This is a genomic window from Luteimonas sp. 3794, from assembly GCF_031456825.1.
GTDB lineage: Bacteria > Pseudomonadota > Gammaproteobacteria > Xanthomonadales > Xanthomonadaceae > Luteimonas.
Genome location: NZ_JAVDVJ010000004.1, coordinates 207,613 through 226,823, shown reverse-complemented (window position 1 = coordinate 226,823; position 19,211 = coordinate 207,613). Strand labels below are relative to the sequence as shown.

At 68.4% G+C, this 19,211-nt stretch carries 21 protein-coding genes; 15 read left to right on the top strand and 6 right to left on the bottom strand.

Translation table 11 applies throughout. The features are described from left to right. The first annotated feature begins 27 nt into the window (after positions 1 to 27). Both J2X52_RS08950 and J2X52_RS08945 read left to right on the top strand, forming a co-directional pair. Entirely contained in the window at positions 28 to 1,896 is a 1,869-nt protein-coding gene (locus J2X52_RS08950) for an ABC-F family ATP-binding cassette domain-containing protein (protein WP_310151782.1), read from the top strand. 57 nt (positions 1,897 to 1,953) lie between these two features. Beyond that, on the top strand, positions 1,954 to 2,649 hold the full coding sequence (locus tag J2X52_RS08945) for a hypothetical protein (RefSeq protein ID WP_310151779.1): 696 nt from the start codon (positions 1,954 to 1,956) through the stop codon (positions 2,647 to 2,649). Between the two features lie 22 nt (positions 2,650 to 2,671). Here J2X52_RS08945 and J2X52_RS08940 read toward each other — a convergent pair whose 3' ends face one another. Beyond that, positions 2,672 to 3,556: a LysR substrate-binding domain-containing protein gene (locus J2X52_RS08940; protein ID WP_310151776.1), complete on the bottom strand. Its 885-nt coding sequence runs from the start codon at positions 3,554 to 3,556 to the stop codon at positions 2,672 to 2,674. Between the two features lie 166 nt (positions 3,557 to 3,722). Here J2X52_RS08940 and bla point away from each other — a divergent pair, with 166 nt between their 5' ends. From bla to J2X52_RS08915, 5 genes are all read left to right on the top strand, one after another. Then, positions 3,723 to 4,631, top strand: coding sequence for a class A beta-lactamase (gene bla / locus J2X52_RS08935; protein ID WP_310151773.1), 909 nt, complete (start codon positions 3,723 to 3,725; stop codon positions 4,629 to 4,631). A gap of 283 nt (positions 4,632 to 4,914) precedes the next feature. Continuing rightward, a complete protein-coding gene (locus tag J2X52_RS08930) occupies positions 4,915 to 5,259 on the top strand; it encodes a zinc ribbon domain-containing protein (RefSeq protein ID WP_310151770.1) in 345 nt (114 codons plus the stop codon). 111 nt (positions 5,260 to 5,370) lie between these two features. Further along, the gene (gene aspS / locus J2X52_RS08925) at positions 5,371 to 7,140 is read left to right on the top strand and encodes an aspartate--tRNA ligase (protein ID WP_310151767.1); all 1,770 of its coding nucleotides are present in this window, start codon (positions 5,371 to 5,373) and stop codon (positions 7,138 to 7,140) included. Then, complete coding sequence (locus J2X52_RS08920; RefSeq protein ID WP_310151765.1) at positions 7,137 to 7,322, top strand: hypothetical protein; 186 nt, start codon at positions 7,137 to 7,139, stop codon at positions 7,320 to 7,322. Before aspS ends, J2X52_RS08920 begins: the two co-directional genes overlap by 4 nt. A 5-nt stretch (positions 7,323 to 7,327) precedes the next feature. Then, positions 7,328 to 7,849, top strand: coding sequence for a GNAT family N-acetyltransferase (locus J2X52_RS08915; RefSeq protein ID WP_310151762.1), 522 nt, complete (start codon positions 7,328 to 7,330; stop codon positions 7,847 to 7,849). Between the two features lie 100 nt (positions 7,850 to 7,949). Here J2X52_RS08915 and J2X52_RS08910 read toward each other — a convergent pair whose 3' ends face one another. Then, positions 7,950 to 8,891: an alpha/beta hydrolase gene (locus tag J2X52_RS08910; RefSeq protein ID WP_310151760.1), complete on the bottom strand. Its 942-nt coding sequence runs from the start codon at positions 8,889 to 8,891 to the stop codon at positions 7,950 to 7,952. Positions 8,892 to 8,942: 51 nt separating this feature from the next. Next, positions 8,943 to 9,371, bottom strand: coding sequence for an organic hydroperoxide resistance protein (locus tag J2X52_RS08905; protein ID WP_310151758.1), 429 nt, complete (start codon positions 9,369 to 9,371; stop codon positions 8,943 to 8,945). A 109-nt stretch (positions 9,372 to 9,480) separates the two neighbouring features. On the opposite strand from J2X52_RS08905, the gene J2X52_RS08900 reads away from it, so the two are divergent. The 7 genes from J2X52_RS08900 (at position 9,481) to J2X52_RS08870 (ending at position 15,350) form a co-directional block, all read left to right on the top strand. Continuing rightward, entirely contained in the window at positions 9,481 to 10,320 is an 840-nt protein-coding gene (locus J2X52_RS08900) for an AraC family transcriptional regulator (RefSeq protein WP_310151755.1), read from the top strand. Next, positions 10,317 to 10,955, top strand: a complete 639-nt coding sequence (locus tag J2X52_RS08895; RefSeq protein WP_310151752.1) for an alpha/beta fold hydrolase — start codon at positions 10,317 to 10,319, stop codon at positions 10,953 to 10,955. Before J2X52_RS08900 ends, J2X52_RS08895 begins: the two co-directional genes overlap by 4 nt. A 37-nt stretch (positions 10,956 to 10,992) precedes the next feature. Then, positions 10,993 to 11,709, top strand: a complete 717-nt coding sequence (locus tag J2X52_RS08890) for a YebC/PmpR family DNA-binding transcriptional regulator (protein WP_310151749.1) — start codon at positions 10,993 to 10,995, stop codon at positions 11,707 to 11,709. Positions 11,710 to 11,729: 20 nt separating this feature from the next. Continuing rightward, complete coding sequence (locus J2X52_RS08885) at positions 11,730 to 12,065, top strand: hypothetical protein (RefSeq protein ID WP_310151746.1); 336 nt, start codon at positions 11,730 to 11,732, stop codon at positions 12,063 to 12,065. Continuing rightward, positions 12,062 to 12,583, top strand: coding sequence for a crossover junction endodeoxyribonuclease RuvC (ruvC, locus tag J2X52_RS08880; protein WP_310151743.1), 522 nt, complete (start codon positions 12,062 to 12,064; stop codon positions 12,581 to 12,583). The genes J2X52_RS08885 and ruvC overlap by 4 nt, the downstream gene beginning before the upstream one ends. 224 nt (positions 12,584 to 12,807) lie before the next feature. Beyond that, entirely contained in the window at positions 12,808 to 13,398 is a 591-nt protein-coding gene (ruvA, locus tag J2X52_RS08875) for a Holliday junction branch migration protein RuvA (protein WP_310151740.1), read from the top strand. 113 nt (positions 13,399 to 13,511) lie between these two features. Next, entirely contained in the window at positions 13,512 to 15,350 is a 1,839-nt protein-coding gene (locus J2X52_RS08870) for a potassium transporter Kup (protein ID WP_310151881.1), read from the top strand. Positions 15,351 to 15,368: 18 nt separating this feature from the next. Here J2X52_RS08870 and J2X52_RS08865 read toward each other — a convergent pair whose 3' ends face one another. From J2X52_RS08865 to J2X52_RS08855, 3 genes are all read right to left on the bottom strand, one after another. Further along, positions 15,369 to 15,512 carry a hypothetical protein gene (locus J2X52_RS08865; protein WP_310151738.1) on the bottom strand — a complete coding sequence of 48 codons (144 nt, stop codon included), beginning with the start codon at positions 15,510 to 15,512 and terminating at the stop codon, positions 15,369 to 15,371. Positions 15,513 to 15,739: 227 nt separating this feature from the next. Further along, positions 15,740 to 16,375 (bottom strand): TrkA family potassium uptake protein, encoded by a 636-nt coding sequence (locus J2X52_RS08860; RefSeq protein ID WP_310151735.1) that lies wholly within the window; start codon positions 16,373 to 16,375, stop codon positions 15,740 to 15,742. Between the two features lie 22 nt (positions 16,376 to 16,397). Further along, positions 16,398 to 17,732, bottom strand: a complete 1,335-nt coding sequence (locus J2X52_RS08855; RefSeq protein ID WP_310151732.1) for a potassium transporter TrkG — start codon at positions 17,730 to 17,732, stop codon at positions 16,398 to 16,400. 144 nt (positions 17,733 to 17,876) lie between these two features. On the opposite strand from J2X52_RS08855, the gene J2X52_RS08850 reads away from it, so the two are divergent. Further along, positions 17,877 to 19,166, top strand: a complete 1,290-nt coding sequence (locus tag J2X52_RS08850) for a diguanylate cyclase (protein ID WP_310151727.1) — start codon at positions 17,877 to 17,879, stop codon at positions 19,164 to 19,166. Positions 19,167 to 19,211 lie beyond the last annotated feature (45 nt).

Sequence of the window (19,211 nt, the reverse complement as noted above, 5' to 3'; positions counted from 1 at the left end):
CAGGCGGCGTCCGGTAGAATCGTCGGCATGATCTCTTTCAAGAATTTCGCCCTGCGGCGCGGCGAACGGCTGCTGCTGTCCGAAATGGACCTGACCCTGCATGCCGGCTGGCGCGTGGGCGTGGTCGGCCGCAACGGCACCGGCAAGTCCTCCCTGTTCGCGGCCGTGCGCGGCGAGGTCGAAGCCGACAAGGGCGATCTCGACCTGCCCAACCGCCTGCGTCTGGCGAGCATCGCCCAGGAAATGCCCTCGCTGCCGGACCCGGCCATCGACTTCGTGCTCGGCGGCGACGCCGCCGTGGCCGCCGTGCTCAAGGCCGAGGCCGATGCGCTGGCCGCCGAGGACTGGGAAGCCGTCGCAGACGTGCACATGCGCATGGCCGAAGTCGGCGCCTACGATGCCGGCGCGCGCGCGGGCAAGCTGCTGCATGGTCTGGGCTTTCCGGCCGAGACCCACCAACGCGCCGTTGCGACGTTCTCCGGCGGCTGGCGCGTGCGCCTGAATCTGGCCCGCGCGCTGATGACGCCCAGCGACATGCTGCTGCTCGACGAGCCCACCAACCATCTCGATCTCGACGCGGTGCTGTGGCTGGAGCAATGGCTGCTGAAATATCCCGGCACGCTGCTGCTGATCTCGCACGACCGCGAGTTCCTCGACAACGTCTGCACCCACACGCTGCATCTGCACGGCGGCAAGGCCAAGCTCTACACGGGTGATTACACCTCGTTCGAGCGCCAGCGCTCCGAGCAGCTGCGCCTGCAGCAGATCACCCACGAGAAATCGCAGGCCGAGAAGGCGCATCTGCAGAAGTTCATCGACCGCTTCAAGGCCAGCGCGGCCAAGGCCAAGCAGGCGCAGTCGCGGGTCAAGCGCCTGGCCAAGATGGCCGACACCGAGGCGGTGCGCGCCGAGCGCGAGGTACAGATCGATTTCCCGGCGCCAGTGAAGCTGCCGCACGCGCTGCTGCGCATTAATCACGGCACCTGCGGCTATCCGACCGCGGATGGGCCAGTCGTCATTCTCGACAATGTCGGCTTCGGTCTCGAAGCCGGCGACCGTATCGGCCTGCTTGGCCCGAACGGCGCCGGCAAGTCGACGCTGGTCAAGACACTGGTCGGCGAACTGCAGTTGCTGGCCGGCGAGCGCTACGCACATCCGGACCTGCGCATCGGTTACTTCGCCCAGCACACGGTGGAATCGCTGGTCGCCGGTACCTCGCCGATCGATCATCTGCGCGAAATCTCGCCGAACGCCTCCATCCAGTCGTTCCGCGACTTCCTCGGCAAGTGGAGTTTTCCCGGCGATCGCGCGTTCGAGAGCATCGACGGGTTCTCCGGTGGCGAACGCGCGCGCCTGGCGCTGGCACTGATCGCCTGGCTGCAGCCGAACGTGCTGCTGCTCGACGAACCGACTAACCATCTCGATCTCGAAATGCGCGAGGCCCTGGCCGAAGCGCTGAGCGATTTCGCCGGCGCGATCGTGCTGGTCTCGCATGACCGCCATCTCATCGGTCTGGTCAGCGACACCTTCTGGCGCGTCTCCGATGGTGTCATCATTCCGTTCGACGGCGACCTCGACGAATACGCCGCCTGGCTGCGCGCACGCGGCAACTCCGGCGAACTGCGCACACCGCCGCCGACAAAGGTCGCCGCCCCGGCGCCCGCTGCTGCGCCGGCCGCGGCGCGGTCCAAAGCCAACCCGCACAAGCTGCAGAAGGCGGAAGGGCGCGTCGCCGAACTCGAACAGGCGCTGTCGGAAATCGACGGCGCGCTCGCCGATCCCGACACCTATGCCGATCCCGACAAGGCCACGGCGCTCGGCCAGCGCCAGGCCGCATTGCGCGCCGAACTTGAGCAGGCCGAGGGTGATCTCCTGGCGCTTTATGAAGCGGCGTGACGGTGCCCCGGGTTCGCACGGGTTGCTGGCCTCGCGGGCGCCGGTTAGGGTGAAGCGATGAACCCGACCCCGCTCCGACTCGCCCTGCTCGCCACCGTGATCTCGCTCGCCGCCTGCGGCGACCGCGGATCCGCCGAACCCGCGCGTCCCGCCGCGGCCAATCCCACTGCCGACGCCGCCGTCGCCGCTGCAGCGGTCGACGCCGCCACCGAGCGCGTGCCCGCCGACGAATTCCTCGCCGCGATCGCCCGCCACTGCGGCGAAGCCTTCGCAGGTCGCATCGTCGCCAACGAGCCGGCGCCCGCCGCCGACGCCCCCCCCGATCCCTTCGAGGGCAAGGAACTGGTGATGCACGTGCGCGATTGCAGCAACCGCAAGGAAGAGCTGCGCATTCCCTTCCACGTCGGCGACGACCACTCGCGCACCTGGATTCTCACCCGCACCGAGACCGGCCTGCGCCTGAAGCACGACCACCGCATGCCCGACGGCAGCGACGATCCGGTGACCATGTACGGCGGCGAATCGCAGACCGCCGGCACCGCGCAGCGCCAGGAATTCCCGGTCGATGCCGAGTCGATCGAGATGTTCGAACGCGAAGGCCTCAACGCCTCGGTCACCAACACCTGGGCGATGGAGATCGAACCCGGCCAGCGCTTCGTCTATGAACTGGCCCGTCCAGGCGGCCGCAAGTTCCAGGTCGAGTTCGACCTGACCAAGACCGTCGCTGCGCCGCCGACACCCTGGGGCTACTGACCTCTGCCGCAGTCGCGCGTCGTCAGGGCACGCCAGGCGTCAGCGCGTTCTGCGCCTGCAACCACAGGCGCAGTTGCTTCACCGGTTCGCGTTCCGGCCGGGAGCGCAGTTGGGTGAACCAGTAGCGGCCCAGATCGATGCCGATGTCGAACGGCTGCACCAGGCGGCCTTCGCGCAGGTCACGCCCGAACATCGCCAATGGGAGCAGGGCGATGCCGGCCCCTGCCGAGGCAGCGCCTGCAAGTGCCAACGACGAATCGAACACCGCGCCCCGCGCCTCCACGCCATCAATGCCTGCGGCCTCGAACCAGCGCGGCCATTCGTCCTCGCGATACGACCGCAGCAGGGGCAGCGCGGCCAGATCCTGAGGCATACGCAGACGGTGCACGACGGACGGCGCACAGACCGGTGCGAACCGGGTGTCGGCAATCGGCGTGCACTCCAGCCCCTGCCAGTCGCCGTGGCCGAACCGGATCGCCGCATCCAGCCCTTCGCTGGCCAGATCGATGCGGTTGTTGTGGGTGGACAGGCGCAGGTCGACGCCGGGGTGGTCGGCTTCGAACCCGGGCAGGCGCGGCAGCAGCCAGCCGTTGACGAAGGTGCCCACTGCGCCAAGGCTGACCACCTCGCGCCGGGCGGTCGAGCTGGCCCGGTTGAGCGCTGCGGCCATGCGGTCGAAGGCCTCGTTGAGCACCGGATACAGCGCGACCGCCTCGTCGCTCAGGGCCACGCCGCGCGGCAGACGATGGAACAGGCGAATGCCCAGCGTGTCTTCGAGCTTGCGGATCTGATGGCTCAGCGCCGCCTGGCTGACGTGCAGCTCCAGGGCGGCCCGGGTCAGGTTCTGGTGCCGCGCGGCGGCCTCGAAAGCGCGCAGGGCGTTGAGTGGCAGATACGGTCGGGCCATGGCTGGATATTAGGCCTTCGCATGTGGCGAGGCGATTAGGCCGTTGCATCGGCTTTGCTTCTGGTTGCGTCATGAATTTTTCTGTGGGCTGGTGCCGGAATATCCCGCTGGTCGCGGGTTGAGCGGGCACCTAGGCTGGGCATCCCGAATTCGAAAGGACGTCTCGATGCCGTCACGCCGGAGTTTTCTGCACTGGGCCGGAGCGGCCTCGATGTCGCTGGCCGCCCTGCCGCTGGTCGGGCGCGCGGCGACCGCTGCCGGAGTGCCTGCCGCCGTGACCGGCGCCCGGGACTGGCCTGCGCTGGAAGCCGCCAGCGGTGGGCGCCTGGGCGTCACGCTGCTGGAGACAGCCAGCGGGCACCGGGTGGGCCACCGGCAGGATGAGCGCTTCCCGATGTGCAGCACCTTCAAGACGGTGCTGACCGCGACGGTGCTCGCCAGGGCGGACGACGGCAGCCTGTCACTGGACCGGCGTTTGCCCGTCGGGGCCGGCGACATCGTGTCGCACTCGCCGGACACCACGCGGCACGTGGGCAAGGACATGACCGTGCGCGACCTGTGCCGGACCACCATGGTGACCAGTGACAACGCGGCGGCCAATCTCCTGCTGGGCGTCGTAGGCGGACCGCCCGGGGTCACCGCCTGGTTGCGCGGCATCGGCGACACGGTGACCCGCAACGATCGCCTAGAGCCGGAGATGAACCGGTTCTCCTTCGACGACCCACGCGACACCACCAGTCCGGCGGCGATGGCCGCGACGCTGCAGCGCATCCTGCTGGGCGACGCACTGTCGTCGGCATCGCGCCAGCAACTGGCCGATTGGCTCATCGACAACGACACCGGACGCGACTGCATCCGTGCAGGCGTGGACGGGCGCTGGCGTGTCGGCGAGAAGACCGGCAGCAACGGGGTGGACACGCGCAACGACATCGGCGTGCTGTGGCCGCTTGCCGGGGGCGCACCGTGGGTGTTGACCTGCTATCTGCAGGGCGCGGCGGGCATCGACAGCGCCGCGCGTGATGCGGTATTGGCACGCGCGGCCGCGTTGGCCCAGCAGGCCATCGACGCGGCCTGAGCCGCAACGGCGCCGGCCATGCAATCGGCGCGGAATGGACGCGCGGAGACGCCGGCGCCGCCGCTCGGCATGGACGCTCCACGAAAAAGGCCTGGCGTGCGGCGCATTCGACAATGCAGCGTCGCGGCCTTTCGGCCGCGCGCGTGCCGACGCGTGGCGCCATCCGCCCGCCATGCCGACGAAAATCCCGCACAATCGCGCCCCATGGCCGGCTTGATCCGGCCCGGGGCGGCCACATTTCGGACGCCGGCAATTTCCCGCAACTTCCAGCACATCGCCCGCCATGCCGATCTATGCCTTCCAGTGCGCCGAATGCGGCCACAGTTTCGACCGTCTGCAGAAGATGTCCGATCCCGACCCCGAGACCTGCCCCGACTGCGGCGCGTCCGGGGTCAAGCGGCAGCTCACCGCGCCGTCGTTTCGTCTCGCCGGCAGCGGCTGGTACGAGACCGACTTCAAGAAGGACGGCGACAAGAAGCGCAATCTGGTCGAGAGCGGCGACGGCGCCAAGTCCGGCGGTGACAAGCCTGCGGCCGATGCGCCGGCGGCCAAGACCGAATCCAAGCCCGCGGCTACCGAATCCAAGCCGGCCGCCAAGCCGGCTGCGAAGCCCGCCTCGGCGGACTGACGTGCCTGCCGCCGCGTCCGCGGCGGTGACGCCTTAAACTAACGGGCTTGCATCCAGCACGGTCGTCGTCACGGCGGCCCGTGCGCCCGCGCTTTCGTGTCCGGAGTTCCCATGCGTACCCATTTCTGCGGCCTGATCGATGAATCGCTGATCGGCCAGACCGTCACCCTGTGCGGCTGGGCCGACGTCGCCCGCGACCTCGGCGGCGTCTGCTTCATCGACCTGCGCGACCACGAAGGCATCGTGCAGGTGGTCGCGGAATCGTCGGATGCGGACGGCAATGCCGCCGTCGTCGCGACCGCGGAAAAGGTGGGCTACGAGGACTGCCTGCGCATCACCGGCACGGTGCGCGCGCGGCACTCCGTCAACGCGAAGATCCGCACCGGCCAGGTCGAGATCGTCGCCACGCAGATCGAGGTGCTCAACAAGGCCGAGCCGCTGCCGTTCCACCACCACGAGAACCCGGGCGAAGAGACGCGCCTGAAGTACCGCTATCTCGACCTGCGTAGCCCGGACATGCAGCGCAAGATGCGCACGCGCACGAAGCTGGTCAGCGCGCTGCGCCACTGGCTCGATGACAAGGGCTTCCAGGACATCGAGACCCCGATCCTGACCAAGGCGACGCCGGAAGGTGCGCGCGATTTCCTGGTGCCGGCGCGCATGCATCCGGGCGAGTTTTACGCGCTGCCGCAGTCACCGCAGCTGTTCAAGCAGATTCTGATGATGGCGGGCTTCGACCGCTACTACCAGATCGCGCGCTGCTTCCGCGACGAGGCACTGCGCGCCGATCGCCAGCTGGAATTCACCCAGCTCGACATGGAGTTCGCGTGGGTGTCGGAGCGCGATGTGCAGGATCTGGTCGAGGCGATGATCCGCGACGTGTTCCGCGATGTCGCGAATGTCGAACTCGCCGCCGAATTCCCGCGCATGACCTACGCCGAGGCGATGCGTCGCTACGGCTCGGACAAGCCCGACCTGCGCATCGCATTGGAGCTGGTCGACGTGGCCGATCTGGTCAAGGACAGCCAGTTCGCGGTGTTCACCGGCCCAGCGAACGAAGCGGGCGGCCGCGTCTGCGCGCTGCGCATTCCGGGTGGCGCGAGTCTGAGCCGCAAGCAGATCGACGAGTACGCCGCGCACGCTGCGAAGTACGGTGCCAAGGGCCTGGCTTACGTCAAGATTTCGGAGGCCGGCGAGGTGTCGTCGCCGATCCAGAAGTTCTTCGACGAGGCCGCGTTCGCCGCGCTCGTGTCGCACGTCGGCGCCGGCAATGGCGACCTCGTGTTCTTCGGCGCCGGCAAGTATTCGACCGTCAGCGACTTCATGGGCGCGGTGCGCCTGAAGGCCGGCAAGGACTTCAGTCTGGTCAATGAAGGCTGGGCGCCGCTTTGGGTCACCGACTTCCCGATGTTCGAATGGGATGACGAGGCGCAGCGCTTTGTGGCCCTGCATCACCCCTTCACCGCGCCGTCGGTCGACGACGAAGCCGATCTGCGCGCGAACGCCGCGACGGCCGTGTCGCGCGGTTACGACATGGTGCTCAACGGCAACGAGATCGGCGGTGGTTCGATCCGTATCCACCGCTCGTCGATGCAGTCGGCAGTGTTCGAACTACTCGGCATCGGCGCCGAAGAAGCGCAGGCCAAGTTCGGCTTCCTGCTCGACGCGCTGAAGTACGGCGCGCCGCCGCACGGCGGCATCGCGTTCGGCATCGACCGCATCGCCGCGCTGATGGCCGGCACCGAATCGATCCGCGACGTCATCGCGTTCCCCAAGACCACCGGCGCGCAGTGCCTGATGACCGATGCGCCGTCGCCGATCGACGACGTGCAGCTGGCCGATGTGCATATCCAGGTGCGGCCGAAAGTGGTCGCCTCGTGAGCGCGCTGGAGTGGGAGGCGTTGCCGGGTGATGACGCCTCCGGGCTGGTCACCGAGCGCGCCCGCGTGCTCGGCGGCTGGCTGGTGCGGACCTATGCGCCGGAAGTGTTTTCGCGCGCGGGTGCCGTGGGGCTGACCTTCGTGCCCGACACGCACGCCGCGTGGGACATCGCGCAGGACTGACGCGGATGCCGACTGTTCTCCGCCGCGCCGCCGTCGACGACGCGCAGGTGTTGTCGACGCTCGCTGCGCGCACGTTCACCGAAAGCTTCGGCCATCTGTACCCGCGTGAGGATCTTGCGGCGTTCCTGGACGAGGCCTACGAGGTCGGACGCCAGCGCACGATCCTTGCGCATCCCGACTATGCGGTCTGGCTGCTGGAGGCGGACGGCGAAGCGATCGGGCATGTCGCGGCCGGGCCTTGCGGCCTGCCACATGCCGAGGTCGCGCCAGGCGATGGCGAGATCAAGCGGCTGTACCTGCTGCGCGGCTGGCAGGCCAACGGCCATGGCGCGCGGATGATGGACGTGGCGATGGACTGGTTGCTCGCGCAGGGTCCGCGCACGCTGTGGGTCGGCGCGTGGTCGGAGAACCTCGGCGCGCAGCGCTTCTATGCGCGTTACGGCTTCGAGCGGGTGGGCGATTACATCTTCCCGGTCGGCTCGATCAACGATCTGGAATTCATCCTGCGCCGTCCGGCGCAGCCGTGAACCGGGGCGCCGCGCGGGTCCCGCGTCGGCCGAGCGTCGCTCATGAAAACGCCGGCCGCACGGGTGTGCGGCCGGCGAGGCATGGATTGCAGCATGTGATCTAGCGGCGCAGGAAGGCGAGCAGGTCCTGGTTGAGCCGGTCCTTGTGCGTGTCGGTGATGCCGTGCGGCGCGCCGGGGTAGAGGATCACTTCGGCCTGCGCCACGTGGCGCGGCACCAGTTGGGCCGACATCGCCGGCGGCACGATCTGGTCGTCTGCGCCGTGGATCACCAGCGTCGGCACGTCGAACTTCGCGAGGTCGGGACGGAAGTCGGTCGCCGAGAACGCTTTGATCGAGTCGAAGGTGTTCTTGTGGCCGGCCTGCATGCCCTGGACGTAGAAGTTCTGGACCAGCCCCATGTTGACGATGGCGCCCGGCCGGTTGAAGCCGAAGAACGGGCCCGTCGCGATGTCGAGATACTGCTGCGCGCGGTTCGCCTGCGCTGCCGCGCGGAACCCGTCGAACAGGTCGATCGGCGCGCCGTCGGGGTTGTCGTCGGTCTTCAGCATGAAGGGCGTGACCGCACCGACCAGCACCGCCTTCTTCACCCGGCCGGTGCCGTGGCGGCCGATGTAGCGCGCGACCTCGCCGCCGCCGGTGGAGAAGCCGACCAGGGTGACGTCGCGCAGGTTCAGCGCAGTGATCACCGCGGCCAGGTCGTCGGCGTAGTGATCCATGTCGTTGCCGTCCCAGGGCTGGCTGGAGCGGCCGTGGCCGCGACGGTCGTGGGCGACGACGCGATAGCCCTGCTCGGCGAGGAATAGCATCTGCGATTCCCAGCTGTCCGAATTCAGCGGCCAGCCGTGACTGAAGGTGACGACCGGGCCGGTCTTCGGGCCCCAGTCCTTGACGTAGAGACGCACGCCGTCGGCAGTGACGACATAGGTGCCGTCGACAGTGGCGGCGGCAATGCGGGCCGGTTCGATCGGCGGCGCGGCGTGCGCGACGTGGAGGGCGGTGGCCAGCAGGCTGGCGGCGACGGTGCGGGTGAAGGTGTTCATGGCGGGGCCTCGAATGTGGGATGGGGTGGGGCGTGGATGGGGACGGGTGGATCAGTCGGCGATCGACAGCGTCACGTCGATGTTTCCGCGCGTGGCGTTCGAGTAGGGGCAGACGATGTGGGCCTGCGCGACCAGGTCCTGCAGCACCTCGCGGTCGATGCCGGGCGCGTCGATGCGCAGCGCGGCCTCGATGCCGAACCCGGTGGGGATCGGGCCGATGCCCACCGTGCCGGTGACGGTGGTGGTCGCCGGCAGCGCGACCTTCTGCCGGCCGGCGACGAACTTCAGTGCGCCGAGGAAACAGGCCGAGTAGCCTGCGGCGAACAGCTGCTCCGGATTGGTGCCGGGGCCGCCGGCGCCGCCCAGTTCGCGGGGCGTGGACAGCGCGATGTCGAGCACGCGGTCGGAGGACAGGGCGCGGCCGTCACGACCGCCGGTGGCGGTGGCCGAGGCGGTGTAGAGGGTCTTCTCGATGGACATGGCGGAACTCCTGGTGGGTGGGCGGGTGTCGCCCGGTGAGTGCACTGTGCGCGCCGCCGCGGATACTTGGGTGATATAAAGTCCACAAAATTTGACCTGGAGTCCGGATGTGGCGGATCGTCTTGCGGCGCTGATGGCGCATTTCCCGATGAATGCCCGGGTGTTCAACGCCGGTGCGCTGTGCGGCATCAATACGCTCGACAGCGACGGCGTCCATGGCCAGCTGCACTTGGTGCGCAGCGGCGCGGTCGAGGTGCACTACGGGAGCACGACGCTGTCGATCATCGGCCCCGGCCTGCTGCTGTTCCCGCGCCCGACCGCGCACCGCTTCGTCACCGATACGGACCGCGGCGCGGACATGGTCTGCGCCCATCTCGAGTTCGAGGGCGGTGCGGACAATCCGGTCACCGCCGCCTTGCCGGAGGTCGTGTGTCTGCCGCTGGACGAGATCGCCGGCGCGGCACCGGTGCTGGCGCTGCTGTTCGAGGAAGCCTTCGACCAGCGCTGCGGGCGCCTGGCCCTGATCGAACGCCTGTTCGAGGTGGTGATGATCCAGGTGTTGCGGCAGTTGATGGAGCGGGGCGAGGTGCAGGGCGGGCTGCTGTCCGGCCTGTCGCACCCGCGCGTGCGCAATGCGCTGGTCGCGATCCACGAGGCGCCTGCAGGCGCGTGGACACTCGACGCGCTCGCGCAGGCCGCGGGCATGTCGCGCAGCGCATTCGCGACCACCTTCGTCGACAGGGTCGGCATGACCCCCGGGCAGTACCTGCAGGACTGGCGCGTGCGCCTGGCCAAGCAGGCGCTGCGCCGCGGTCGGCCGCTGAAACTGATCGCCGACGAGGTCGGCTACGGCAGTGAGGCCGCACTGTCGCGCGCGTTCAAGGCGAACAGCGGTGTGTCACCGCGGGTCTGGCGGCAGGCGCGTGCAGCGAGCGAGGCCGTCGCATGAGCGCGCCGACGCGCGTGCTGTTGCTGCACGGCATCTGGATGGTGGGCTTGACGATGCGCCGCTTCGCGCGTGGTCTGGCCGAGGCGGGTTTCGAACCCGAGATCATCGGTTATCCGAGCATCGCCGGTGGCCCGGACGCAGCGGCCGAACGCCTGGCCGACGCGCTGGCGCAGGGACCTGCGCACGTGGTGGGCCACAGTCTCGGTGGCCTGGCGGCGCTGCGGGCCGCAGACGCGGCGCCCGCATTGCCTGTCGGGCGCATCGTCTGCCTCGGCTCGCCGGTCTGCGGCAGCGGCGCGGCGCATGCGCTGTCGCGGGTGCCGATGTCGCATCTGTACTTCGGCCGCAGCGGCGACATCCTGCATGCCGGCTGCGTCGCCTGGCCTGCCGCTCTGGAGGTCGGCATGGTCGCCGGCTGCGTGCCGCGCGGGCTGGGCGCGCTGCTGGCGCGGTTCGACGGGCCGCATGACGGCACGGTGTCGGTCGAGGAAACCCGGGCGCCGGCGCTGGCTGACCATATTGTCGTGCAGGCCAGCCACAGCGGCCTGCTGCTGTCGGCCGACGCGGTCCGGCAGACCGTCGGGTTCCTCCGCCATGGCCGCTTCGAACACGCGCGGCCGCAGCATGCGGAGTAAAATCGCCGGCTTCCAACGCCAACAGACCTGACGACCCATGGGACGAGGACCTTCGATCGAGGCCCGCAAGAACGCGACCGATGCCAAGCGCGGCAAGATCTTCACCAAGATCATTCGCGAGATCGGCGTGGCGGCGCGTGCCGGCGGCGGTGATCCGTCGAACAATCCGCGCCTGCGCACGGCGATCGACAAGGGCATGGCCCAGAACATGACCAAGGACGTGGTCGAGCGCGCGATCAAGAAGGCGACCGGCGAGCTGGAAGGCGTCGAGTACGAAGAGATCCGCTACGAGGGTTACGCCCCGGGCGGCGTCGCCGTGATCGTCGACACGCTGACCGACAACCGCGTGCGCACCGTGGCCGAAGTCCGTCACGCGTTCGGCAAGTGCGGCGGCAACATGGGCACCGAAGGCTCGGTGGCCTTCATGTTCAAGCGTCTGGGCGTGCTGAGCTTCGAAGGTCTGGACGAGGACGCGGTGACCGAGGCCGCGATCGAGGCCGGCGCCGACGACGTCGTGGTGTATCCCGAGGACGGCGCGATCGATGTGGTCACCAGCGCGGATGCGTTCGAATCGGTGCGTGACGCGATGACCGCCGCTGGTCTGATGCCCGGTCACGCCGAAGTGACCTACCGCGCCGACAACGACATCGCCGTCGACGGCGAGACGGCCGAGCAGGTGCGCAAGATGCTCGATCTGCTCGAAGATCTCGACGATGTGCAGGCGGTCTATTCCAACGCGCAGTTCGAGGGCTGAGGGGGCAGCGCCTGCCGCCGATGCGCACTTTCCTGCTCTGGGTTGGCTGGGCGTCCGTCGTGGGCAGCGTCGGCGATGGCCTGATCGCGGTACTGGCGCTGGTCGTGGTCGGCAACGCGGGCTGGGCGATGCCCGGGCCGTCGGTCGATGCGCTGCTGGCCGGCCACCTGCCGGCGCTGTACTGGGTGAAGTCGGTCGCGCTGCTGGCCATGCCTGGTGGATTCGTCGCCTGGCTGTTCGCGCTGCCGGCCGTGGTGTATTTCCCGGCACGCATCGTGATGAGCGCGCTGATCGGCTGGGCGGCCTTCGTCGCCGCACGGCGCCTCGCGCCGCGCCCGCCGCAGGCAGTGGCATGACCCGGATCCTCGGCATCGACCCCGGTTCGCAGCGCACCGGGGTCGGCATCATCGACGTCGATGCCGCGGGCAAGGTCACGCACGTCTTCCATGCGCCGCTGGTGCTGGTGACGGCCGGCGAATTTCCTGCGCGCCTGCGCCGCCTGCTCGACGGGCTGACCGCCTTGATCATCGAGCACCGGCCCGACGAGGTCGCGATCGAAAAAGTGTTCATGGCACGCAATCCCGATTCGGCGCTCAAGCTCGGCCAGGCGCGCGGGGCTGCGATCGGCGCGGTGGTCCTGCGCGATCTGCCGGTCAGCGAATACGCCGCCACCGAGATCAAGCTGGCGGTGGTGGGTCGCGGCGGCGCCGACAAGGTGCAGGTCCAGCACATGGTCGGGCTGATGCTCGGCCTGACCGGCAAGCTGCAGGCCGATGCGGCCGATGCGCTGGCGGTCGCGATCACCCATGCGCACGTCAGCGCGACCGCGAAGCGGCTCGGCGTCGACGTGAAGCAGGCCTGGGGACGCAAATGAGTGGTGAATCATCCGCCGTCATTCCCGCCTTCGCGGGGATGACGAGCGGATTTATGAGGTTTTGCAAGGATTCCGCGAGGGCGCGCGCCATTGACCTTGAGTCATTGAAATCAGGGGCCATGGAGTCCCGCTTGAGCGGGAATGACGTTGGTCCGGACGCTGCGAAGCGTTCGTCTTCGCGGCAACATGACGGCTGAAGCAGCCATCGAAAACGGACATTTCCCATGATCGGAAGACTGCGCGGCACGCTGGCCCACAAGGCTCCGCCCTGGCTGGTGATCGACGTCGGCGGCGTCGGCTATGAACTCGAAGCGCCGATGAGCACCTTCTACGACCTGCCCGAAGTCGGCCGCGAGGTCGCACTGTTCACGCACTACGCGCAGAAGGAGGACAGCGTCTCGCTGTACGGCTTCCTGCACGAGTCCGAGCGACGGCTGTTCCGCGACGTGCAGAAGGTCACCGGCATCGGCGCCAAGATCGCGCTGGCGATCCTGTCGGGCGTCAGCGTCGACACCTTCGCGCGCCTGGTGCAGACCGGCGACGTCACTGCGCTGACCAAGATTCCGGGTATCGGCAAGAAGACCGCCGAGCGCATGGTCGTCGAACTGCGCGACCGCGCGGCCGACCTGGCCGGCGCGGGTGGCGCGATCGGCGGGACGCAGGTACCAGCGGATCCGATGTCCGAGGCCGTCGTCGCCCTGCAGCAGCTCGGCTACAAGCCGGCCGACGCGGTGCGCATGGCCAAGGCCGCGGCCAATGACGGCGATCCGCCTGAAATCATCATCCGGAAAGCGCTACAGTCCGCGCTTCGCTGACACCCCACACGCGTCGGCCAGGTCGGCACTTCATGTCACACCCCAGCAAACAGCCTGCCGCGGGCCCGCGCGCCCACGGCACGTCGCATGGCCCTATCGGCCTGGCCGGCCTGATGGTCGGTGCGATCGGCGTGGTCTTCGGCGACATCGGCACCAGCCCGCTGTACACCCTGCGTGAGGCGTTCTCGGGGCACTACGGCCTGATCGCCGATCACGACACCGTGCTCGGCGTGCTGTCGATGATCTTCTGGTCGTTGATGCTGGTGGTGACCGTCAAGTACGTCACCATCATCCTGCGCGCCGACAACGACGGCGAGGGCGGCATCATGGCGCTGATGGCGCTGGCCCAGCGCTGCCTCGCCAAGGGCGGCCGCACCGGCTACATGGTCGGCATTCTCGGCGTGTTCGGGGCCTCGCTGTTCTTCAGCGATGGCGTGATCACGCCGGCCATTTCGGTACTGTCGGCGGTCGAGGGACTGGAGGTCGTCGCGCCGGCGCTGCATGCCTGGATCGTGCCGATCACCGTGCTGGTGCTGGGCGCCCTGTTTGCGACCCAGCGATTCGGCACCGCGAAAGTCGGCCGGATCTTCGGGCCGATCACCGTGCTGTGGTTCCTGGCGCTGGCCGCGCTGGGGGTGATGAACATCCTGCACGAGCCCGAAGTGCTCAACGCGATCAACCCCTGGTGGGCGGCGCGGTTCTTCATCGACCACAGCTGGGGCGGCGTCTTCATCCTCGGCGCGGTGGTGCTGGCCGTGACAGGCGGTGAGGCGATCTACACCGACATGGGTCATTTCGGTGCCAGGCCGATCCGCTATGCCTGGTACTTCTTCGTACTGCCGTCGTTGATGCTCAACTATCTGGGACAGGGCGCGCTGGTGCTCGAAGACCCGGCCGCGATCCAGAACCCCTTCTACATCGGCGTGCCCGAGTGGGCGCGCTGGCCGATGATCGTGCTGGCGACCTGCGCGACCGTCATCGCGTCGCAGGCGGTGATCACCGGTGGATTCTCGGTCGCGCGCCAGGCGATGCAGCTGGGTTACATCCCGCGCATGCGCGTGCGGCACACCTCCAGCGACACCATCGGCCAGATCTACATCCCCGGTATCAACTGGGCGATGGCGGTCATCGTGATCGCACTGGTTCTGACCTTCCGGACCTCGTCGGCGCTGGCCGCGGCCTATGGCATTTCAGTGTCGCTGACGATGCTGATCGACACCCTGCTGCTGATCATCGTCGCGCGCGCGCTGTGGCCGCGCTGGCGCAACTGGGTGCTGCCGCTGTGCGGCGTTTTCATCGTCGTCGACATCGCCTTCGTGATCGCCAACGGGGCCAAGGTGCTGCAGGGCGCGTGGTTTCCGCTGGTGCTCGGCATCACCCTGTTCACGCTGCTGCGTACCTGGCGCCGTGGCCGGCAGCTGCTGCATGAAGAAGTGCAGCAGCACGGCATCCGTATCGACACGTTCATTCCCGGACTGATGCTGGCGCCGCCCGTGCGGGTGCCGGGCACGGCGGTCTTCCTGACCAGCGACCGCGGCGTCGTGCCACATGCGTTGATGCACAACCTCAAGCACAACAAGGTGCTGCACGAACGCAACGTGTTCCTGACCGTGGAGACGCTGGCCGTGCCGTATGCGCACCGGCGCCTGAAGGTCGAGCAGATCGGTGACGGCTTCCACCGCATCGTGATCCGCTTCGGCTTCATGGAGACGCCCGACGTGCCGCTGGCGTTGATGCAGTGCGCCGACATCGCCGACAGCCCATGCATCGACCCGATGGACACCACGTATTTCACCAGCCGCGAAACCGTGGTCGCCGCGGCGCGACCCGGCATGGCGCTGTGGCGCGAGCGGCTGTTCGCACTGTTGCATCGCAATGCCGCCCCAGCGTCTGGCTTCTTCCGCATTCCGGGTAATCGCCTGGTCGAGCTGGGGACCCACGTCGAAATCTGACGCGCGGCATACCGCCCGTCAGCGTCTCCGGGGCGTGTCACCAGAGGATCCGCGACGTGTCATGTGCCGCTGGCGGAACAGCGCGTCGAGACCGAGATAAAGCCCGCCGCTGCCCGCCAGCACGACGGCGATGAACACCAGATCCTTGAGCACCGGATGCATTGAACGCCGCTCCACATCGAGGCGTCTACGGTAGCGCCGTGCAGGAGCTGCGTTCGCAAACTCTGCATACAATCTTCGTGCGCGGTCGTTGTCCCCACGACGTGCGCTGGATGCGCGGCATGCCGGGCTGTGGTCGGCGCCGACCGACCGCGGCGAGCCCCACACATCAGCCACGATGGGGGCCGGTCGGCAATGTCCGGGAAACGACGGCTGTCTGGCCGCTCTGATCAGTCCAGAGCGGCGAAGGTCTCGACGAGGTTCGTCGCACCCGAAACGATCAGGACATCGCCGGCTTCGACGATGGTGTCGGCGCGCGCGTAGGTGAAATCGGCACGGCCGCGCTTGAGTCCGACGATGGTGACGCCGTAGCGCGTGCGCAGCGCCGATTCGCTCAGCGTCTTGCCGGCCGCCTCGCGCGGCGCGCGGGTCTTGACGATCGCGAAGCCGTCGTCGAACTCGATGAAGTCGATCATCCGACCGGTCACCAGATGGGCCACACGTTCGCCCATCGCCGCTTCCGGATACACCACGTGGTGCGCGCCGGTGCGCTCGAGGATGCGGCCGTGCTTGACCGACGTGGCCTTGGCCCAGATATCGCGCACGCCCAGTTCCTCGAGCGCCAGCACGGTCAGCACGCTGGCCTCGATGTCGCTGCCGATGCCGACGACCGCACGGTCGAACTCGGCAACTCCGAGCGCGCGCAGCGCATCGGTGCTGGTGCTGTCGGCCTGGGCGACGTGGGTGAACGCGTCGGCGCAGCGCTGGACGGTGTCGGCGTCTTCGTCCACGCCCAGCACCTCGTGACCGAGACGGACCAGCGAGCCGGCGACGGCCTGGCCGAAGCGGCCCAGGCCCAGGACCACGACGCTGTCGGAAGGGGATTGTCTAGCCAACGATGGGGCGCTCCTCTGGATAACGGAAAGGCCGGGGCCGACTGTGCAGTGCAAGCGCGGTCGCCACGGTGATCGTGCCCACGCGGCCGACGAACATCAGGACGACCAGAACGCCCTGCGCCGAGGGCGGCAACGCGCCGGTGATGCCGGTCGACAGGCCGACGGTCGCGAAGGCCGAGATGGTCTCGAACATCACGGCGTCGAGCGGGAACGTGGTCAGGCTCAGCATGACCAGGGTGCCGATCGCCAGTACGGTGACCGCCAGCAGCACCACCGTCAGCGCCTGGCACTGGGTTTCATGGCTGATCCGTCGCCGGAAGACGGTGGTGTCGCGGTGGCCGCGGATCTCGGCCCAGACCACGAAACCGAGCAGGAAGAAGGTCGTCAGCTTGATCCCGCCCGCGGTGCCGGCGCTGCCGCCGCCCACGAACATCAACAGGTAATGCACGGCCAGCGTCTCGGTGCGCATCGCGCCGACATCAAGCGAGTTGAAGCCCGCGGTGCGCGCGGTCACCGAGTGGAACAGCATCGCCAGCGCCTTGCCGCCGGTGTCCAGTGGCCCGGCCGTGCCGGGGTTGTGCCATTCGTACAGACCGATCATCAGCGCGCCGCCGATGACCAGGACAGCCGTGCCCAGCAGGGTGATGCGGGTATGGATTGTCCAGCGCGACCAGGCGAGCGGGCGCTGGCGCAGTTCGTAGAGGACCGGAAAGCCGAGGCCGCCGAGCACGATGGCGAGCATGATCGGCCCGATTATCCAGGGATCGGCGACGAAGCCCATCAGGCTGTCGGAGTACGTGGAGAATCCCGCGTTGTTGAACGCCGACACCGACTGGAAGAGTCCGTTCCACACTGCGGTGGCCACCGGCTCGCCATAGCCCAGATGCAGGCGCAGGGCCAGCGCCGCGGCGGTGAGCCCTTCGACCAGGATCGTGGTCAGCAGCACGAGTTTCAGCACACCGGTGACATCGCCGAGGCCCAGCGAGTGGGTTTCGGCCTGCGCGAGCAGGCGCGTGCGCAGGCCCAGCCGTCCGGCGACCATCAGGCCGAGCAACGTCGCGCCGGTCATGATGCCGAAGCCGCCGATCTGGAACAGCGCCAGGATCACCCACTGCCCGAACGTCGACCAGTAGGTCGGCGTGTCGACCACGGCCAGCCCGGTCACGCAGACCGCCGAGGTCGCGGTGAACAGCGCGGTCATGAAGGGCGTCGGGTCGATGCCCGCACGCGCGGCCGGCAGCATCAGCAGACCCGTGCCGACGAGGATCGCAGCCAGGAATGCGAGGGGAACGATGCGGGTTGGGTGCTGAAGGCCGATGCGCGACAACGCGCGGCTCCTCGCCGTGGGGGCGGCATTCTCGCACGTTGCCTGCGCGCGCACGTGCGGGGTCGAGAAGCCGAAGCGCTCCGGCGCTCAAGTTTCCGGTGCCGCCGCCGTTGACGTCTTTCGATGCCTTCGAAACAGGCCCGGATGAGCGTGCTTCTGCCGATCGACCCGAGTGCAGCTCTGCCGCAGCGCGTGCTGCTGGTGGAGAACTCGCGCGCATACGTGCAGGCGCTGGCCGAGGCCATCGAGCAGCAGCTGGAACTGCCCGTCGTGGTCGCCTCGACACTCGCCGAGGCGAGGGCGCTGCTCGACCGCCACGACGACTGGTTCCTGGCCATCACCGGCCTGGTGCTGGCAGACGGCGACCGCAACACCGTCGTGGACTGCTTCCTGGAACGCGGTCTGTCGACGGTGGTGGTCACCGGGGTCTACGACGAGGACCTGCGCGCGCGGATGATGCGCCGCCGGGTCATCGATTTCGTGCTCAAGAGCACGCCGGGCAGTCTCGACTACATCGTCTGGCTGGTGAAACGCCTGGAGCGCAATCGGCGCATTTCCGCGCTGGTCGTCGACGATTCGCCGTCGGCCCGGATGCACACGGCCGGCCTGCTTGAGACCTTCGGCTATCGCGTCGTGCAGGCGGCCGATGGTGACGCGGCGCTGCATGTGCTGGAACGCGACCCGACCATCCGCCTGGCGATGATCGACCAGGAGATGCCGGGCATGCAGGGCGTCGAGCTCACGCGGCGGCTGCGTGCGTTGCGGGCGCGCGATCGGGTGGCGGTGATCGGCGTGTCCGGGCGCGACGATGCGGACCTGGTGGCGCGCTTCCTCAAGAGCGGCGCCAACGATTTCCTGCGCAAGCCCTATTCGCGTGAGGAGTTCTTCTGCCGCGTGTCGCAGAACGTGGACCAGCTGGAGCTCATCGGCAGCCTGCAGGATCTGGCGACCCGGGACTTCCTGACCGGTCTGCCCAACCGGCGCCATTTTCTCGAACAGGCGGAGCGCCTGGTGCCGCAGATGCGGGCCGCGCAGCGCCCGTTGGCGATGGCGATGCTGGATATCGACCATTTCAAACGCATCAACGACAGCTGGGGCCACGAGGCCGGCGATCATGCGCTGCGGGCCGTGGCAGGGGCGCTATCGGCGCACATGCGGCGCGAGGATCTGGTGGCCCGGTTCGGTGGAGAGGAGTTCTGTCTGCTCGCCCCCGACCTGGACGAGGACGCGTTGCCGGCCTATTTCGAGGCGCTGCGTGCCCGGATCGAGGCGATGTGCGTGCAGACGCCCGTCGGCGAAGTGCGGATGACCGTGAGCATCGGCGTGCGCACGGCCGCGCCTGAGGACGATCTCCACGGCCTGCTCGGCGACGCGGACAGGCGGCTGTATCTCGCCAAGGCAGGCGGACGGAATCAGGTGGTGTCAGCCGGCTGAGCGGTCTGTCTTGCGAATCGGTTCCAGGACAGCGGGGCGGTCTCG